Source organism: Aliikangiella aequoris, assembly GCF_053709105.1.
In genome coordinates, this window is record NZ_CM132298.1 from 3,146,674 (window position 1) to 3,160,463 (window position 13,790).

At 39.4% G+C, this 13,790-nt stretch carries 10 protein-coding genes; 7 read left to right on the top strand and 3 right to left on the bottom strand.

Annotated elements, in window-relative coordinates; genetic code table 11:
* Positions 1-119 precede the first annotated feature (119 nt).
* The gene (tal, locus tag ACUR5C_RS13685; RefSeq protein ID WP_454465734.1) at positions 120-1,079 is read left to right on the top strand and encodes a transaldolase; all 960 of its coding nucleotides are present in this window, start codon (positions 120-122) and stop codon (positions 1,077-1,079) included.
* A 99-nt stretch (positions 1,080-1,178) separates the two neighbouring features.
* On the opposite strand, the gene ACUR5C_RS13690 is transcribed toward tal, so the two are convergent.
* A complete protein-coding gene (locus ACUR5C_RS13690) occupies positions 1,179-2,576 on the bottom strand; it encodes a RimK family alpha-L-glutamate ligase (protein ID WP_454465735.1) in 1,398 nt (465 codons plus the stop codon).
* 193 nt (positions 2,577-2,769) lie between these two features.
* On the opposite strand from ACUR5C_RS13690, the gene ACUR5C_RS13695 reads away from it, so the two are divergent.
* Positions 2,770-3,561 carry an MOSC domain-containing protein gene (locus ACUR5C_RS13695; protein WP_454465736.1) on the top strand — a complete coding sequence of 264 codons (792 nt, stop codon included), beginning with the start codon at positions 2,770-2,772 and terminating at the stop codon, positions 3,559-3,561.
* Between the two features lie 166 nt (positions 3,562-3,727).
* Entirely contained in the window at positions 3,728-4,732 is a 1,005-nt protein-coding gene (locus ACUR5C_RS13700) for a nucleoid-associated protein (protein ID WP_454465737.1), read from the top strand.
* A 215-nt stretch (positions 4,733-4,947) separates the two neighbouring features.
* Here ACUR5C_RS13700 and ACUR5C_RS13705 read toward each other — a convergent pair whose 3' ends face one another.
* The gene (locus ACUR5C_RS13705) at positions 4,948-6,981 is read right to left on the bottom strand and encodes an alpha/beta hydrolase family protein (protein WP_454465738.1); all 2,034 of its coding nucleotides are present in this window, start codon (positions 6,979-6,981) and stop codon (positions 4,948-4,950) included.
* A gap of 342 nt (positions 6,982-7,323) precedes the next feature.
* Positions 7,324-9,666, bottom strand: coding sequence for a tetratricopeptide repeat protein (locus ACUR5C_RS13710; RefSeq protein WP_454465739.1), 2,343 nt, complete (start codon positions 9,664-9,666; stop codon positions 7,324-7,326).
* A 261-nt stretch (positions 9,667-9,927) separates the two neighbouring features.
* On the opposite strand from ACUR5C_RS13710, the gene ACUR5C_RS13715 reads away from it, so the two are divergent.
* The 4 genes from ACUR5C_RS13715 to ACUR5C_RS13730 are packed head-to-tail and all read left to right on the top strand — an operon-like array spanning position 9,928 to position 13,788.
* A complete protein-coding gene (locus ACUR5C_RS13715) occupies positions 9,928-10,728 on the top strand; it encodes a TatD family hydrolase (protein WP_454465740.1) in 801 nt (266 codons plus the stop codon).
* A complete protein-coding gene (locus ACUR5C_RS13720; protein ID WP_454465741.1) occupies positions 10,718-11,413 on the top strand; it encodes an esterase/lipase family protein in 696 nt (231 codons plus the stop codon). Before ACUR5C_RS13715 ends, ACUR5C_RS13720 begins: the two co-directional genes overlap by 11 nt.
* A gap of 14 nt (positions 11,414-11,427) precedes the next feature.
* Positions 11,428-11,871, top strand: a complete 444-nt coding sequence (locus ACUR5C_RS13725; protein WP_454465742.1) for a GFA family protein — start codon at positions 11,428-11,430, stop codon at positions 11,869-11,871.
* 39 nt (positions 11,872-11,910) lie between these two features.
* Entirely contained in the window at positions 11,911-13,788 is a 1,878-nt protein-coding gene (locus ACUR5C_RS13730; protein ID WP_454465743.1) for an MFS transporter, read from the top strand.
* Positions 13,789-13,790 lie beyond the last annotated feature (2 nt).

The window sequence follows — 13,790 nt, forward strand, 5'->3', positions numbered from 1 at the left end:
GCGAGTAAATAAAACAGATTAACTCATTCAAACACCTATAGTTTTATAGTATAAAGACAATATTGACTCTCACACTGTGAAGCCTTAATGTCATAAAAAAGTAAAAGGACCTGCAAACAATGAATAATTTACCAAATCAATTAGAACAGCTTAAAGCGATGACCGTGGTTGTCGCAGATACTGGTGACTTTAATGCTATCGCAGATTTCGCACCAGAAGACGCAACAACTAATCCGTCTTTGCTATTAAAAGCGGCTAGTCAGCCAGAGTACGCAAGCATCATTTCACAGGCAATAGACTTAGCACAAGCTTCGCCGACAGAAGCACAAAGAATCAGCGACACCTGTGACTATTTAAGCGTATTAATTGGCAAAAAAATACTTAAACTAATCCCCGGAAAAATATCTACTGAGGTAGATGCACGACTTTCTTTTAACACCCAAGCGACAATTGCCAAAGCAGAAAAAATTATCGAGCTTTACCAATCAGTTGGCGTCGACTCTAGTCGAGTGCTCATTAAAATTGCAGCCACCTGGGAAGGAATAAAAGCCGCCCAAGCGCTTGAGAAAAAAGGCATTCACTGTAACCTAACTTTGCTTTTTAGTTTTGCCCAAGCTAGAGCTTGTGCTGAAGCTGGGGTGTTTCTAATTTCACCCTTTGTTGGACGTATTTTAGATTGGTATAAAAAACAAAATAATTTGACTCATGTTGCAGCTGAAGATGATCCGGGCGTTAAATCAGTTAGTGAAATTTATCACTATTTTAAGCGCCATAATTATTCCACTATTGTAATGGGTGCCAGCTTTAGAAATTGTGATGAAATCTTACATCTAGCAGGCTGTGATCGCTTAACTATTAGCCCTGCGCTATTGGACGAACTAGCCAAAAACAACACCAAAGTTAAACGCCGCTTACGCAAGCCTGACCAAGTCATTGCTGCTCCGCCTGCTTTGTCTGAAAGTGAATTTCGCTGGCAAATGAACCAAGACGCTATGGCAACAGAAAAAACCGCTGAAGGTATAAGAGCTTTTGCAGCAGACTTAGAAAAACTAGAAGCGCTAATAAAAGCAAAGTTTTAAAACTCCGCCCATAGCGGGTAACTATTTGTAAATTTTTAATGAGGCGAAAGGTGTAAAAACCTACGCCTTTAGCTTCTAGACTAGCTTGAGCAATAGAAATTAAATTTTAGCTAACTCTCGTTTCCATCCCATCTTCTTTTCAATGGCAGCTATCACCATTCCAGCGATATCTTTACCCGTCGCATTTTCAGCCCCTTCAAGTCCTGGGGTAGAAGTTACTTGTAGTAATACTGGTCCACTTTTAGTGCGCACCATATCGACTCCAGCGACTTTCAAATGCAAAACTTTTGCGGCAAGCAACGCCATTTTTCGCTCATTGGGGGTGATTTTTGCTAGCTCAGCGCTGGCACCATCTTTAATCGAAGTTTTAAAACTTCCCGGAATTGGCTTTCTCCATATAGATGCGACGACTTTTCCGTTAATCACTAAGCAACGCAACGCTTTGCCTTCTGCATCTTTTAAAAATTCTTGTACTAAAATCTTTTCTCTAAAATGTTTAAAAGCCTCAATAACACTTTGCCCCGCATCTCTAGACTCTGCCATCACCGCTTTGTGCTGCTGTTGGTTGTCTAACAACTTCACCATTAATGGCGCACCGCCAACCATATCGATTAAATCGTTAGTTTCAAATGGTGAATAAGAGCACACACTGGTTGGTGTTTTAATGCCATTTTTAAAAAAAGTTTGTAACGAAAAAATATTATCGCGAGAGTTCTTAATTGACTCAGCGCTATTTAACGTAGTGACGCCCATAATTTCAAACTGGCGGGTTAAAGCACAGCCATAGGTAGTAAAGCTAGTTCTAATTCTCGGAATTACAGCATCTAAATGATTAATTATTTGTCCGCTCCGCGAATGAATTTCGCTCGACTCATTATCCAAGCGTAAATTACATTGCTTAATATTTAAAAACTCGACTTGATGCCCTCGCTCCATAGCGGCTTCCATAAGACGTTTGTTGCTATACAGCTCTGGGTTGGTGGCTAATAAACCAATTTTTATACCGTCGCTCGCCTCACTATTACTAACCGGGTAGTGTTTCTTAAGTTGTGCTGCACTTCGCTGGCCAAGGCGGAAACTTGCGGAAGGGTCCACTAACATTCGACCATTCATGGCTTGGCGCCCAAGCAACATTCGATAACCCATTGAGTCTCGATTAGTTAAAGTGACTTCAATTTCCCAGTGCTCATCACCTGACTGCAGTTCGGTTTTGATCACGTAGCGTTTTTCCGCCACGCCACTTGAGCTTTTAACGCTGCGTTTGTCTACTACTTTAGCTTCACAGCGAATAATTGGATAACGATGCTGTTGCAACGGGTGTACCTCAAAGCTTACCCAAAGCTCACCTTTTCGTTTTAAGGTTTGAATATTAAACGCGTGCAAAGACGAAGTTTTAGCTCCAGAGTCAACGCGCGCTTTAATTGCAGGAATACCCAACTGTGGAAACGCACACCACTCTTCACTACCGACTACAATTTTACCTTCTACCGATCCCATTAAATGGTTTACTCCGTTTGCTCAACCTTATGGCTGACACTAAATGTTTAATTGGCTAGTCTGCATTGACACAACCAGAGTTAGAATCAAACTGCGATTTATGCAAGAATAGCCCGAACATTCAATCAGATCAACGAATTGCAGCAAGCTTAACGCTCTGCGGTACGCGGCTATAGGCCCAAAAGGAGTAAAGATGCAGGTCAGTGAACTTTCTATTTATCCCATAAAGTCTATACAAGGCTTTCAAACTAGCTCCGCTATTGTGACACCTAAGGGGTTTAACAATGACCGTCAATTAATGCTTGTTGATAGCAATGGCATGTTTGTTACCCAAAGAAAACACCCGGAACTTGCCCTTGTTAAGCTCACCCAGCAAGCAAACTCGTTTCAACTCAATGCGCCCCAGCAGCCCACTATTAGTGTGTCTAAGCGAAATTTTACCCAACAAACTCGTGAAGTTAGCATATGGGACGACCAGTGTATCGCCAAAGTCGCTGACGATGCGACTAACCTTTGGTTTAGTCAATTCCTCGGATTTGCAGTTTCGTTGGTGGCCTATCACAGCAATCGGCCGGTTGACCCTAATTATTCTCAAGCTGGTGACACAGTCAGTTTTGCCGACGGTTTTCCATTACTTATCATTAGCCAAGCATCGTTAGACGACCTAAATCAGCGTCTAGCCGCCCCGGTCAGTATGCAACGCTTTAGACCCAATATTGTTATAAGCGGAAGCCAAGCATTCGCTGAAGATAATTGGCAGCAAATTAAAATTGGCTCTGTTATTTTTGACGCGGTAAAACGCTGTAGCCGTTGCGTGTTAACAACGGTAGATCCTGAAACAGGGCAAAAAGATATGAACACCGAGCCATTAAGAACCTTAGGACAATACCGCCGAGGTGATGGTGGAGTTTACTTTGGTATGAACTTAATACCGCGATCAACCGGCACCATAAAACTGAATGATAAGCTAAGTGTTTTAAAGTAACTAGTTGATATTAATTAACTTTATATGCGTATTCATAAACCTTATTAATAATAAGCTTAGATTATCACAAACCAACGCTAGTAAGGCGTGCCTAGCTTAGTTAGAATACTGCCCTAGCTAAATAATAATTAGTTCACCATTCATTCATCCAATAAAGAAACTAACTATGTCTATCAAACACTGCATTATTCACTCGCTAAAAAGAACCGCTGAAGGCGCTGAAATAAAAGTCCAAAAACGCGACAATGAAAATCCAGCAGAAGGCCCGATTGTTTCCTTATTTACCCAGCTAAAGCAAAATTTTCAGCGCAGCGCACAGCGCCAATATGGCCTGTTTGATCCTGAACAAGGTGATAACCCACTACCAGGCTGGTTAAAGCAGTTAGAAGCAGAAGGTATGAGCTTTAGTAATGTTTCACATAAATTAGTGGACCACTTAAAGTCCAAACTTGAAGAAATGCAGGAAGGTTTTAGCGCTCACATTATGATTGCGGTAGAAGAATTATTAGAAGAGTCGCAGCTTTATATTTTTTGGATAAATCATACCGAAGCGCAATACATCGACAGCGATTTAGACATTGATAATATCGAATATGTTGACTCAGGTAAGTTGAGTTTTTCACTTAAGCTCGACTTTAATCAATGGGCGGTAGAAAACTGGCAGCAATATTTAAGCGTAATAACGGGCAGAGGAAACAAAGATATTGCACAGGCATTTTTACAGTTTTGCGGATTTGTTTCTAGTGTCAATTTACAGCAACAAACTGACGAATTCCTTTCTATTGTTGACGAGTATGCGCAAAACTTAACACCTGAAGAAAGTAAACAATATAAAAATAAAATTGTAGATTATTGTGTTGAACAAGATATGCAAGGCAATCCAATTAATTTAAATCACCTGTCTGAAGAATTAGATTCTAGTCAACCAGAGCACTTTGCAGAGTTTGTTAAAGATAAGCAAGAAGAGCCCAAAGAAGAAATATACGCTCACAGAAATAGCTTAAAAAAGTTTATGCGATTTTATGGAAGAGAAAAGGATTTAAGTATTAGCTTTTCGTCAGACATGATGGGCGATAACGTATTATACGATCCTGAAAAAGGCGAGTTAACATTAAAAGTGGTTCCTAAATCGCTTAAACAGCAACTTGCCAAATATTTAAAACAAGATTAGTTGACTAGTTTTGTACAGCGTCTAGTTTTTATTTTGCTGGGCAGTTTTCTAATTCAGCTAGGCCCGTTTCAATAAAGTGATTATCACTAGCTCCCAACTAAAGCGCTTCAAAATAAAAGCGTTTGAAAATAAAATCACTTAAAAATAAAAGCACTTGAAAACAAAAAAGCCTCATAACAATGAGGCTCTTTTAGATTTTAGTCAGCTCAAACTAATTACTTTCCTAGTTGATTAGTACCGTGACCAATTTTACTTTCTAAAAACTCAAGAATTTTTGAATAAACTTTCAAGCGACTAGACTCATCATAATAGCCATGACCTTCATAATCTAACAACAAGTACTCGTAAGGTTTATTCTGTTTATCTAATGCACTCATCAAAGACTCCACTTGTTCAATTGGCGCTCGTTGATCTTTTTCGCCATGTATTAATAGAATATCGGCTTTAATTTTATCAACATTATATGCAGGCGAACGCATTTTTTGATCAGCAACATCAGTCCCTAGAGCCTCTTTTAAATAAGCAATACCAGCGTCTCGCTCTGCAATATCCCCTTCTTCAAACATTAATGGCAAATCATATACGCCCATAGATCCTATTGTACATCGGTATAATTCAGGCTCCTTAACGGCTCCCATAAGTGCTGCGTAGCCTCCATAACTAGCGCCATATATACAAACTCTTTTAGCATCTGCAACTCCACTATTAATTACCTGTAGAGTTGCGTCAGTAAGGTCATCTTGCATCATAGCCCCCCACTTTCCATAGCCAGCCTCTAAAAAGTCTTGTCCATAACCTCCGCTTCCACGGAAATTAACTTGCAATACCGCATATCCTTTACTGGCTAATAATTGCGCTTCCCAATCAAATTCCCAGCTATCACGAATACCGTGAGGACCACCGTGAGGAAGCACAACCATTGGTACATTTTTGGCATTTTTACTCGGTTTAGTTAAATAACCAAATATTTCTTCGCCATCGCGCGTCTCAATCGAAATGCCTTCTTTCGGTCGCATTTTAGATAACTTAATCCAAGCTCGACGCGTTAACAAAAATTCGGCTTTTAAATCTTCAGTATTAAATAAGTAAAAGTCACCGGGGTTAGTGTCGGAGTAAGCATGAATTATAATTTGTTTTTCATCTTCAGTTGCACTCGTGATTTGAACATTAAAGCCTGCAAAACTGCTCATTAAAGACTTATGAAGCGATGCTTTTTTGTCTTTAGGATCTAAGTAATGATAGCTAGGAACTTCCTGCTCAGTAGCCACCGCGACGACTCGACGTCCTTTATAATCATAAACATAGTGAGAAATATCGAGTTCTTCATCTTGAAATAACAACTCATACTTTTGAGTCGTTAAGTCAAATAAATAGACCCCCTCGGTTTTGTTATTCACATTTGCAGTTAAGTAAACTTTATTATTATCTTTAGTAAAGCTTCGAGGAACAATAAAAGTTCCCTCAAAGTTTTTTAAATTAAAGTCTGTCCAGTCATCGGCATTACTGTCGCGATAGTAAACCTCCCATTCATTCGCTTTATTAACCGCAACGGCAAAACGTACCTCACCACTGTTATCAACAATCGCGCTGGCCAAAGGTGCTGGAAGATAGGTTACTTTAATCTTTCTGCCATTATATACATTTAACTTATAAACCATTGGTGTTGCATCGCGATTAATAACCCAATAACTTCCTTTAACTTTCCAAGGATAAAAAGCGATAAGTATATGCTTAGGATCATCTTTAAGTAAGTCGATGATAGAGTGATGGCCGTAAGAGGATTCTTTTTTCTTTAATCGCGAGCCCGTTTGCATTTCTCCGGCATTATGACCAAAAATAATTTCATGATCACTACCGTCAATACTTACACCAACTAATTGGCCTTCATCTTTATAGCCTTTGTCCCAAGACGAGTTATGAGTAATACCGTAAACTAATCGCGTATTGCTGACCCAATGAACTTCACCTATTCCCTTTTTCGATCCCGCGGCTTTAAACGAAGCCACTGGTTTTCGTGTTTTCGTATCTAAAATAGCTAAAGCTTCAAAGTCATTCGTTGAGTAAACAACCGACAGATGCTTGCCATCAGGCGAAATTTGTAGATTTCTATGATTAGGTAGCTTCACAAACTCTGCTAATGTGTTTTCTTTACCTACTGCTTTGTCATTTGCCAAAAGGTCACTGCTAAAACTTTGACTGGCTCCTATAATGATAAAACCAACCAGTTTTAGTAATTTACTTAACTTCATTTAATAAACTCCTTTTTCCCTTCTTTAATTTTTTAAATTTGATAATTGGGCGTGACTATAACAGCAGCAATTTGCCTTTTTCAACTTACAGATTCACACTTAACGGATACTTTTGGCGGTTTAAAGAGGGTAAAATTCTCAGAAAAAGAGGGTTTAGTGAAAGAAAGAGCCATTATTTATGGCTTTCATTCAAGTTTTTAAGATATTAAGTCAATATGGCACTAGCGAGCTAACTCAGCAAATTAAATCCTTTTTATCTCGCAAGGCAATAATTAGATCGACTTGCCTTTTCAAATTTAATCAAATTCAGTTAGGTTAACACTGCTTCTAATTATTCCAATGTTAAATATTGGTTGAGTTTAGCTCTTTTAAAAACTCGCTTAGTTTTTGATATTCTAGGTAGTCTTGGTCTGCACTTTCCCATACCTTCATACAGTGACTTAGCGCCGCTTGCATTGGGTCAAACTCTTGCTTTGAATGATGTATTTTAGCTAAAAGTAAATTGGCTTGAGGAAGTGAAGGAAATCGCGCTAACACTTTAGTAATTAAAGTTTCAGCCTCTTCAATTTCACCACTATAAAACAACATTTCCGCCAGATAGGTTTGGCTATTTAAAATTGAGTCTTGCTGAACCGTATTAATTAAAGAACCGCTAAGCAAGCTTAGTACTTTGCGAAATTTTTTAACCGCACTAGCATAGTCACCTTTTGCAGCATCGACTTGGCCTAAAGTTGACTCAAAGGCACTCTCAAATAATGGGTTTGGATACTGGCGGAAATACGCTCGCATTTCATCCAACGTTTTTTGCAAATTGGCATAGTCTTTTTGCGCCAAGTAGACAGACGCCACCCCAATATTAAGTATGCCATCTAACGGCGGTTGGATTTTATTAGCTAGGTCATTTAACAGAGTGAGTGCTTCCGCCGTTTGGCCAATACTAGCCAAGTACAAACTTTTTGGAAACTCAATAGAAAACATTCTGCTCACCGGTGGTAAATGTTGCGATAGTTGCAGTAGTTCCTCTGAAACTCTGATTGCATCGCGGATTTGTCCGCGTAAAAGATAGTATTCTAATAGCGCTTGCTTGACTAAGTGCTTTTTCTCTTGCTCAACGAGCGACTGCTCCAGCAAAATGAGTGAGTCAAAAGCTTGCGCCAAATGACCTTGTTTTTTGTTAATCTCTATTTTTTTTAATGAAGCTTTCAAGTTGCTTCGATCGAGCAGTAAAATTTTATCTAGAACCTGACTTGCCTTGCCAAACTCAGTATTTCGAGCATAAATGTCAGCCAAATCATATAATGTATCGATATCTTGTGGTTTTTTCTCTAGAAAAGATTCTAGCCTATTGGCCGCCTTATCTAACTGATCATTTAACACATAATATTTCGCCAAGTCTTTAAGCAAAAACATATCTTTGGGGTTGAGCTCAGCCAATTTTTGTAAACTTTTAAATGCTTTTTTATGGTCAATTCCGGTTGTTAATAATATATCTACCATAGCTTCATGGCCTTGCACATCATCAGGATAAAGCTCTAACCACATGTCATAAACTTTTACTTGCGATTGATAGTCTCCTCTTACTGCATACGAAATACCTTTAAACAAAAATTTCTCTTGCAATGTAAACTTATATTCATGTTTTAAAGCTTGGCTGATTGCCTGTTCAGAACCTTGCATATTTCCTAAATAGCGCTCAATATTCGCCAGTTCGGTATATGCATAAGCAAAACTAAAATCCGCGTTAATCGCCTTTTCTATCGCAGCTTTAGCTCCCTCAAAATCGGCCTTTAGTATGCGCTTCACTTTAGCGTTGGTAAAGTTCTCTATAGCAAAAATAGAGTCAGATACATGTTCAGCAACGGGTAAATCGTTAGTTTGCTCAGCAATTGAAGTCGGAAGTTTTAAAGCCCTTTTAACACTATCGCTAAGTTCGTCTATCAAACTAAGTATATTCTCGCCACTGGCTGTCAGTGACGCAATATTTTCTAGGTTTGATATTTGTATCACATCGATAGAAAGAGTAATAAGCCCTTTTTTCTTGTCTATTTTTCCAATAATACTGTAATCAACATTTCTGTCCTTCGCCAATTGCATTCTTAGCGCATTCGGTGTTTTAACCCCGTCAATAAAGCCTTTTTGTTTCATTTTTTCGCGCATATCTTGTGAGCTAAACGGCGTATAAGAGTCAACAAACAAGCTGCGATCTAAATCCTTAGCTAACAACCAGGGTCCGCCGTGCTGCAACCAGTTCAAGCTTTCATCGCCGCTTTGGTTACGCCAAAAAAAGCTAATCAATTGTCTGCGGTGCTCTTGTTTTGAGACTTCATAACGATGTTTTTCGCCATTTTCATCGACAATCTCACGGTGCTCTGTTGCCACCACCGGCTGGACTATTTGTGTTGTAAGAAACACCGCCAGTAATAAGTTAATGGGTACAATGGCCAGAGTTGATTTTTTCCAAGGATCTTTGCCTGGCTGGCCGTATTGATAAGCTAAAATACAAACACTTGGTAAAAATACCGCCATTCCAACAAAAATATAAGAAGTAATATGAGGAGCCATTTGAAAGCGATCGGTAACCCAATCACCAATTTCTATCATCATCCAAGTCGCGGCAACGTATAACCCCAATATTTGTGGCACACGGCGTTTGAATAGTTCCTTAATAAAAGATTGCTTTTGCATTTAATTAACTTCTTGTTTTACTTATTTAATTGTGTATTTCAATGTCGAGTCACTCGTTTAGCTCGCTTTAGTGCTAAAAAACCACATAAATCTCGTTAAACTGCTACGGCTAATTTTATACCATATATCAATCTTAAAATCTGGCAAACATGCCACTTTATTAGGCCTTGATTATGGCTAGATCAGTTTATCAACTTTAAAAGCTGCATTCGCTTTTAAATTCATTTAATCTTATCGAATCGTCGAAAGGAGAGCCAATAATTGCAACTAATTGATATAGGCATTAATTTAACCAACTCGCGCTTTGACATAGATCGAGCAACCTTAATAGCTGCAGCTAAAGCAAAGGGTGTCGCAAAAATGGTGGTAACCGGTACCAACTTATTCGAGAGCGAGCAAGCTATTAACTTGGCAAAGCAGTACCCACAAGAACTTTTTGCCACTGCGGGCTGCCACCCTCACGATGCAAAGGACTTTACTACCGATAGCTTGCAACAACTGCGTCAGCTGGCTAAGGCCACAGAAGTTGTTGCCATTGGCGAGTGCGGTCTAGACTTTAACCGAAACTTTTCACCAAAAGATAGCCAAATTAAAGTATTTGAAGCTCAACTTGAAATCGCTATTGAGACACAAAAGCCGGTGTTTTTACACGAAAGAGACGCATTTGCTACTCAATATTCAATATTAAAACAAGTTGCAAACGCAGTTAACGGCGCTGTAGTTCATTGTTTCACCGGAACCCAAAAAGAACTATCGGCTTATCTCGATCTTGGCTTTTCAATTGGTATTACCGGATGGCTGTGCGACGAAAGACGTGGTAAACCATTATACGATATAGTGCGTTATATACCCGATGACAAATTAATGATTGAAACCGATGCTCCCTACCTTATTCCTAGAAATCTTAAACCCAAACCAAAGCGTAGTCGTAACCTGCCGCAGTATTTACCTCATATTGCACAAACTGTAGCAGACGCACGTTCTCAAACAGTTGAGCATATAGCAGAAATAACCTTTGCCAATAGTTGTCGCTTTTTTGGAATAAGCCCCAATGAAAGCTAAGCAAAATCAAGCGCAAGTAATCCTTTTGCATGGCATGGCTCGCTCTCCCAGAAACTTAGCGAAGCTAGAAAGGCAACTTAAAGCTCATGGCTATCGCGTACTCAATATTGGTTATAACTGCTTTTTAAATGACTACCCTCAAATACTAGAAAAATTAACTAAGCAAATCCAAGCTTGGCTAATAAATAATGCTCCGCTACACTTTGTCGCGCATTCATTTGGTGGGATTCTAAGTCGGGGCCTGATCCAAGCTAACCCGCATTGGCAAGTGACTTCTTGCGTGTTTATTGGCACTCCTAATCAAGGAACAAAAACCGCAGAGTATATGTGCAACCACTGGCTGTTAAAACATTTAACCCCGCCAGTCACCAAGCAGCTCACACCCCACAGCCCCCTTTTAAAAACTTTAGAAGAGCCTGCCTGCTCGCTTGGAATTATTGCTGGGAATAAAAACTTTAGCTGGCTAATACCGGTTAGTTGGTTCTACGCAAATGCCACTAATCAAGCGCCAGGAGACGGTGTAGTAGAAATAAGTAATACTCAGTGTCGCAATATGACAGACTTTATAATTATGCCATTGCATCATTCCTTTATGACGTGGGATAGTCACCTTATTGAAGAAGTTCGTCACTTTTTAAACCACAATCAATTTAGCCAACGGTTTAAAAGTCAATTAACAACATAGCTAGGTAATTAAATATGGAACAACCAGCCATCGAAAACAAATCCATCCAAGGTGGGTGTTATTGTGGACGGGTTAAATACCAGGTTCAGCTCCCGGTCAAATGGTGCGCTCATTGCCATTGCAACCAATGCAGACACATTCAAGGAGCCGCAGTGATCACTTGGTTTGGGGTTAATAAAAATCAATTTAACTACCTACAAGATGAGTCGGCGGTAGTTTGGTTTCAATCATCACAAACAGCGCAAAGAGCGCACTGCATTCATTGTGCAACACCGCTTTTCTTTCGCGGAGAGAAGTGGCCCGACGAAATTCATATTACCCGAGAATCAACCCAACAAGATATTTTGCAAAAGCCTCAAATTCATGTGTTTTATGATAGGCATGTTAACTATCTAGAGTTTAATGATTCATTGGAAAAATTCGGTGGCCTTAACGGATTTTCTCCTATTGCTCAATAAGCAAAGTTAACCCCACTCAAACTGAAGAGAGTTAATAACATGTCTGACAGTCAATTTAGCTTACTGAAACAGCGCCGCTTTTTGCCATTTTTTATTACCCAAGCACTAGGCGCAGCTAATGACAATATTTTTAAAAATGTGCTAGTCATGCTACTCACCTATCAAGTAGCAAGCGAGTTAGGCGAAAGCGCTAGCACGCTGGTCAATATGGCCGCAATTTTATTTATTCTGCCATTCTTTCTTATTTCAGCGACGGCAGGGCAACTTGCAGAAAAGTACGAAAAGTCAAACTCTATGCAATGGCTTAAAATAAGTGAAATAGGCATTATGTTAATTGCTTCTATCGGTTTTTATTTTGAACAGTTTTACTTTTTACTCTTTGTATTATTTCTTATGGGATTTCAGTCTGCACTTTTTGGTCCCTTAAAATTTGGTTTTTTACCACAACATTTAAAAACAGAAGAGTTAGTCGGCGGCAACGCATTAGTTGAAACTGGTACATTTTTAGCTATTTTATTAGGCACGATTGCAGGAAGCCTACTCGGTAAAACCAGCCTAGATTTAACATGGATTACTATTAGCGTTATTTTAAGCATGTCTGTCGCAGGCTATTTAGCAAGCCGCAAAATACCGCACACACCGGCTGTTGCACCCGACTTAAAAATTAATTGGAATATTTTTACTGAGTCCTATAAAAATATTCGTTTTATTCGAAAAGACAAGCCTGTTTTTTTAGCCGTATTGGGAATTTCTTGGTTTTGGTTTTATGGCGCGACTTACTTAGTACAAATACCAGAGTACGCTAAGTCAACACTTGCTGGAGACGAAACTGTTGCAACTTTGTTATTGGCAGCATTTTGTATTGGAATTGGTATTGGCTCTATACTTTGCGAAAAGTTGTCTAGCGGAAGAATTGAAGTGGGTCTGGTACCTATAGGCGCGTTTGGTTTAAGTTACTTTGCTTATGATTTATTTACCGCAAACCAAGCCAGTCAACTCGTTCCAGTTCACGACTACTTGAGCTTTTTAGATTCTGAAAATGCAATACAAATTTTATTTGACTGCGCCATGATCGGCGCTTGTGGTGGCTTGTTTACTGTACCGCTTTATTCGTTAGTTCAAAAAATTGGCGATAAGCAACATATGTCGAGAACTTTTGCCGGTCTTAACATTATTAACGCTTTTTTCATGGTGCTTTCGGGCGCATTTGCAATGTTCGTTTTAAGTTCAGGTTACTCCATTCCAGAGCTTTTTATGATCACCTCAATAATCAACGCACTCGTCGCTGTCTACATTTTTACTAAGGCTCCTCTGTATATATTTAGACTAATCACATGGTTTCTTGTGAATACTATCTATCGAATTCGACGCCACAATCTAAGTATTATTCCAAAGGAAGGAGCCGGAGTTATTGTAGCTAATCACGTTAGCTTTGTTGATGCACTGATCATTGCTGGGTACTGCAAACGCAACCTAAGCTTTGTGATGTATCATAAAATATTTCACATCCCCTTTATTGGTTGGTTTTTTAAATTAGCCAATGCAATTCCTATTGCACCTGCACACGAAGATAAGCAAATGATGCAGCAAGCCTTTGATAAAATAGCGCATCAACTAGAAATGGGCAATATGGTCTGTATATTTCCAGAAGGTAAACTCACCTCTGATGGACAGCTTGGCGAATTTAAGAAAGGCATAGAAAAAATAATTAAACGCACACCAGTGCCGGTTTATCCTTTAGCGCTTAACGGATTGTGGGGAAGTTGGTTTAGCCGCTTTAATGGTAAAGCCATGCGAGGCCTGCCGCGAAAATTTATGGCAAAAATAAGCATTACCGCTGCACAGCCAATTCCACCACAGGAAGTCACCGCAGAGCGCTTACAGCTAGAAGTAAAAAAGCTGCTTAAAACGCCATAGAC

What these genes read in the sequence shown, in the direction of transcription:
- ACUR5C_RS13720 (WP_454465741.1), top strand. Translation starts at nt 10,718, where the DNA reads ATGAAAGCTAAGCAAAATCAAGCGCAAGTAATCCTTTTGCATGGCATG.
- ACUR5C_RS13725 (WP_454465742.1), top strand. Translation starts at nt 11,428, where the DNA reads ATGGAACAACCAGCCATCGAAAACAAATCCATCCAAGGTGGGTGTTAT.
- ACUR5C_RS13700 (WP_454465737.1), top strand. Translation starts at nt 3,728, where the DNA reads ATGTCTATCAAACACTGCATTATTCACTCGCTAAAAAGAACCGCTGAA.
- tal (WP_454465734.1), top strand. Translation starts at nt 120, where the DNA reads ATGAATAATTTACCAAATCAATTAGAACAGCTTAAAGCGATGACCGTG.
- ACUR5C_RS13710 (WP_454465739.1), bottom strand. Translation starts at nt 9,666, where the DNA reads ATGCAAAAGCAATCTTTTATTAAGGAACTATTCAAACGCCGTGTGCCA.
- ACUR5C_RS13705 (WP_454465738.1), bottom strand. Translation starts at nt 6,981, where the DNA reads ATGAAGTTAAGTAAATTACTAAAACTGGTTGGTTTTATCATTATAGGA.
- ACUR5C_RS13695 (WP_454465736.1), top strand. Translation starts at nt 2,770, where the DNA reads ATGCAGGTCAGTGAACTTTCTATTTATCCCATAAAGTCTATACAAGGC.
- ACUR5C_RS13690 (WP_454465735.1), bottom strand. Translation starts at nt 2,576, where the DNA reads ATGGGATCGGTAGAAGGTAAAATTGTAGTCGGTAGTGAAGAGTGGTGT.
- ACUR5C_RS13730 (WP_454465743.1), top strand. Translation starts at nt 11,911, where the DNA reads ATGTCTGACAGTCAATTTAGCTTACTGAAACAGCGCCGCTTTTTGCCA.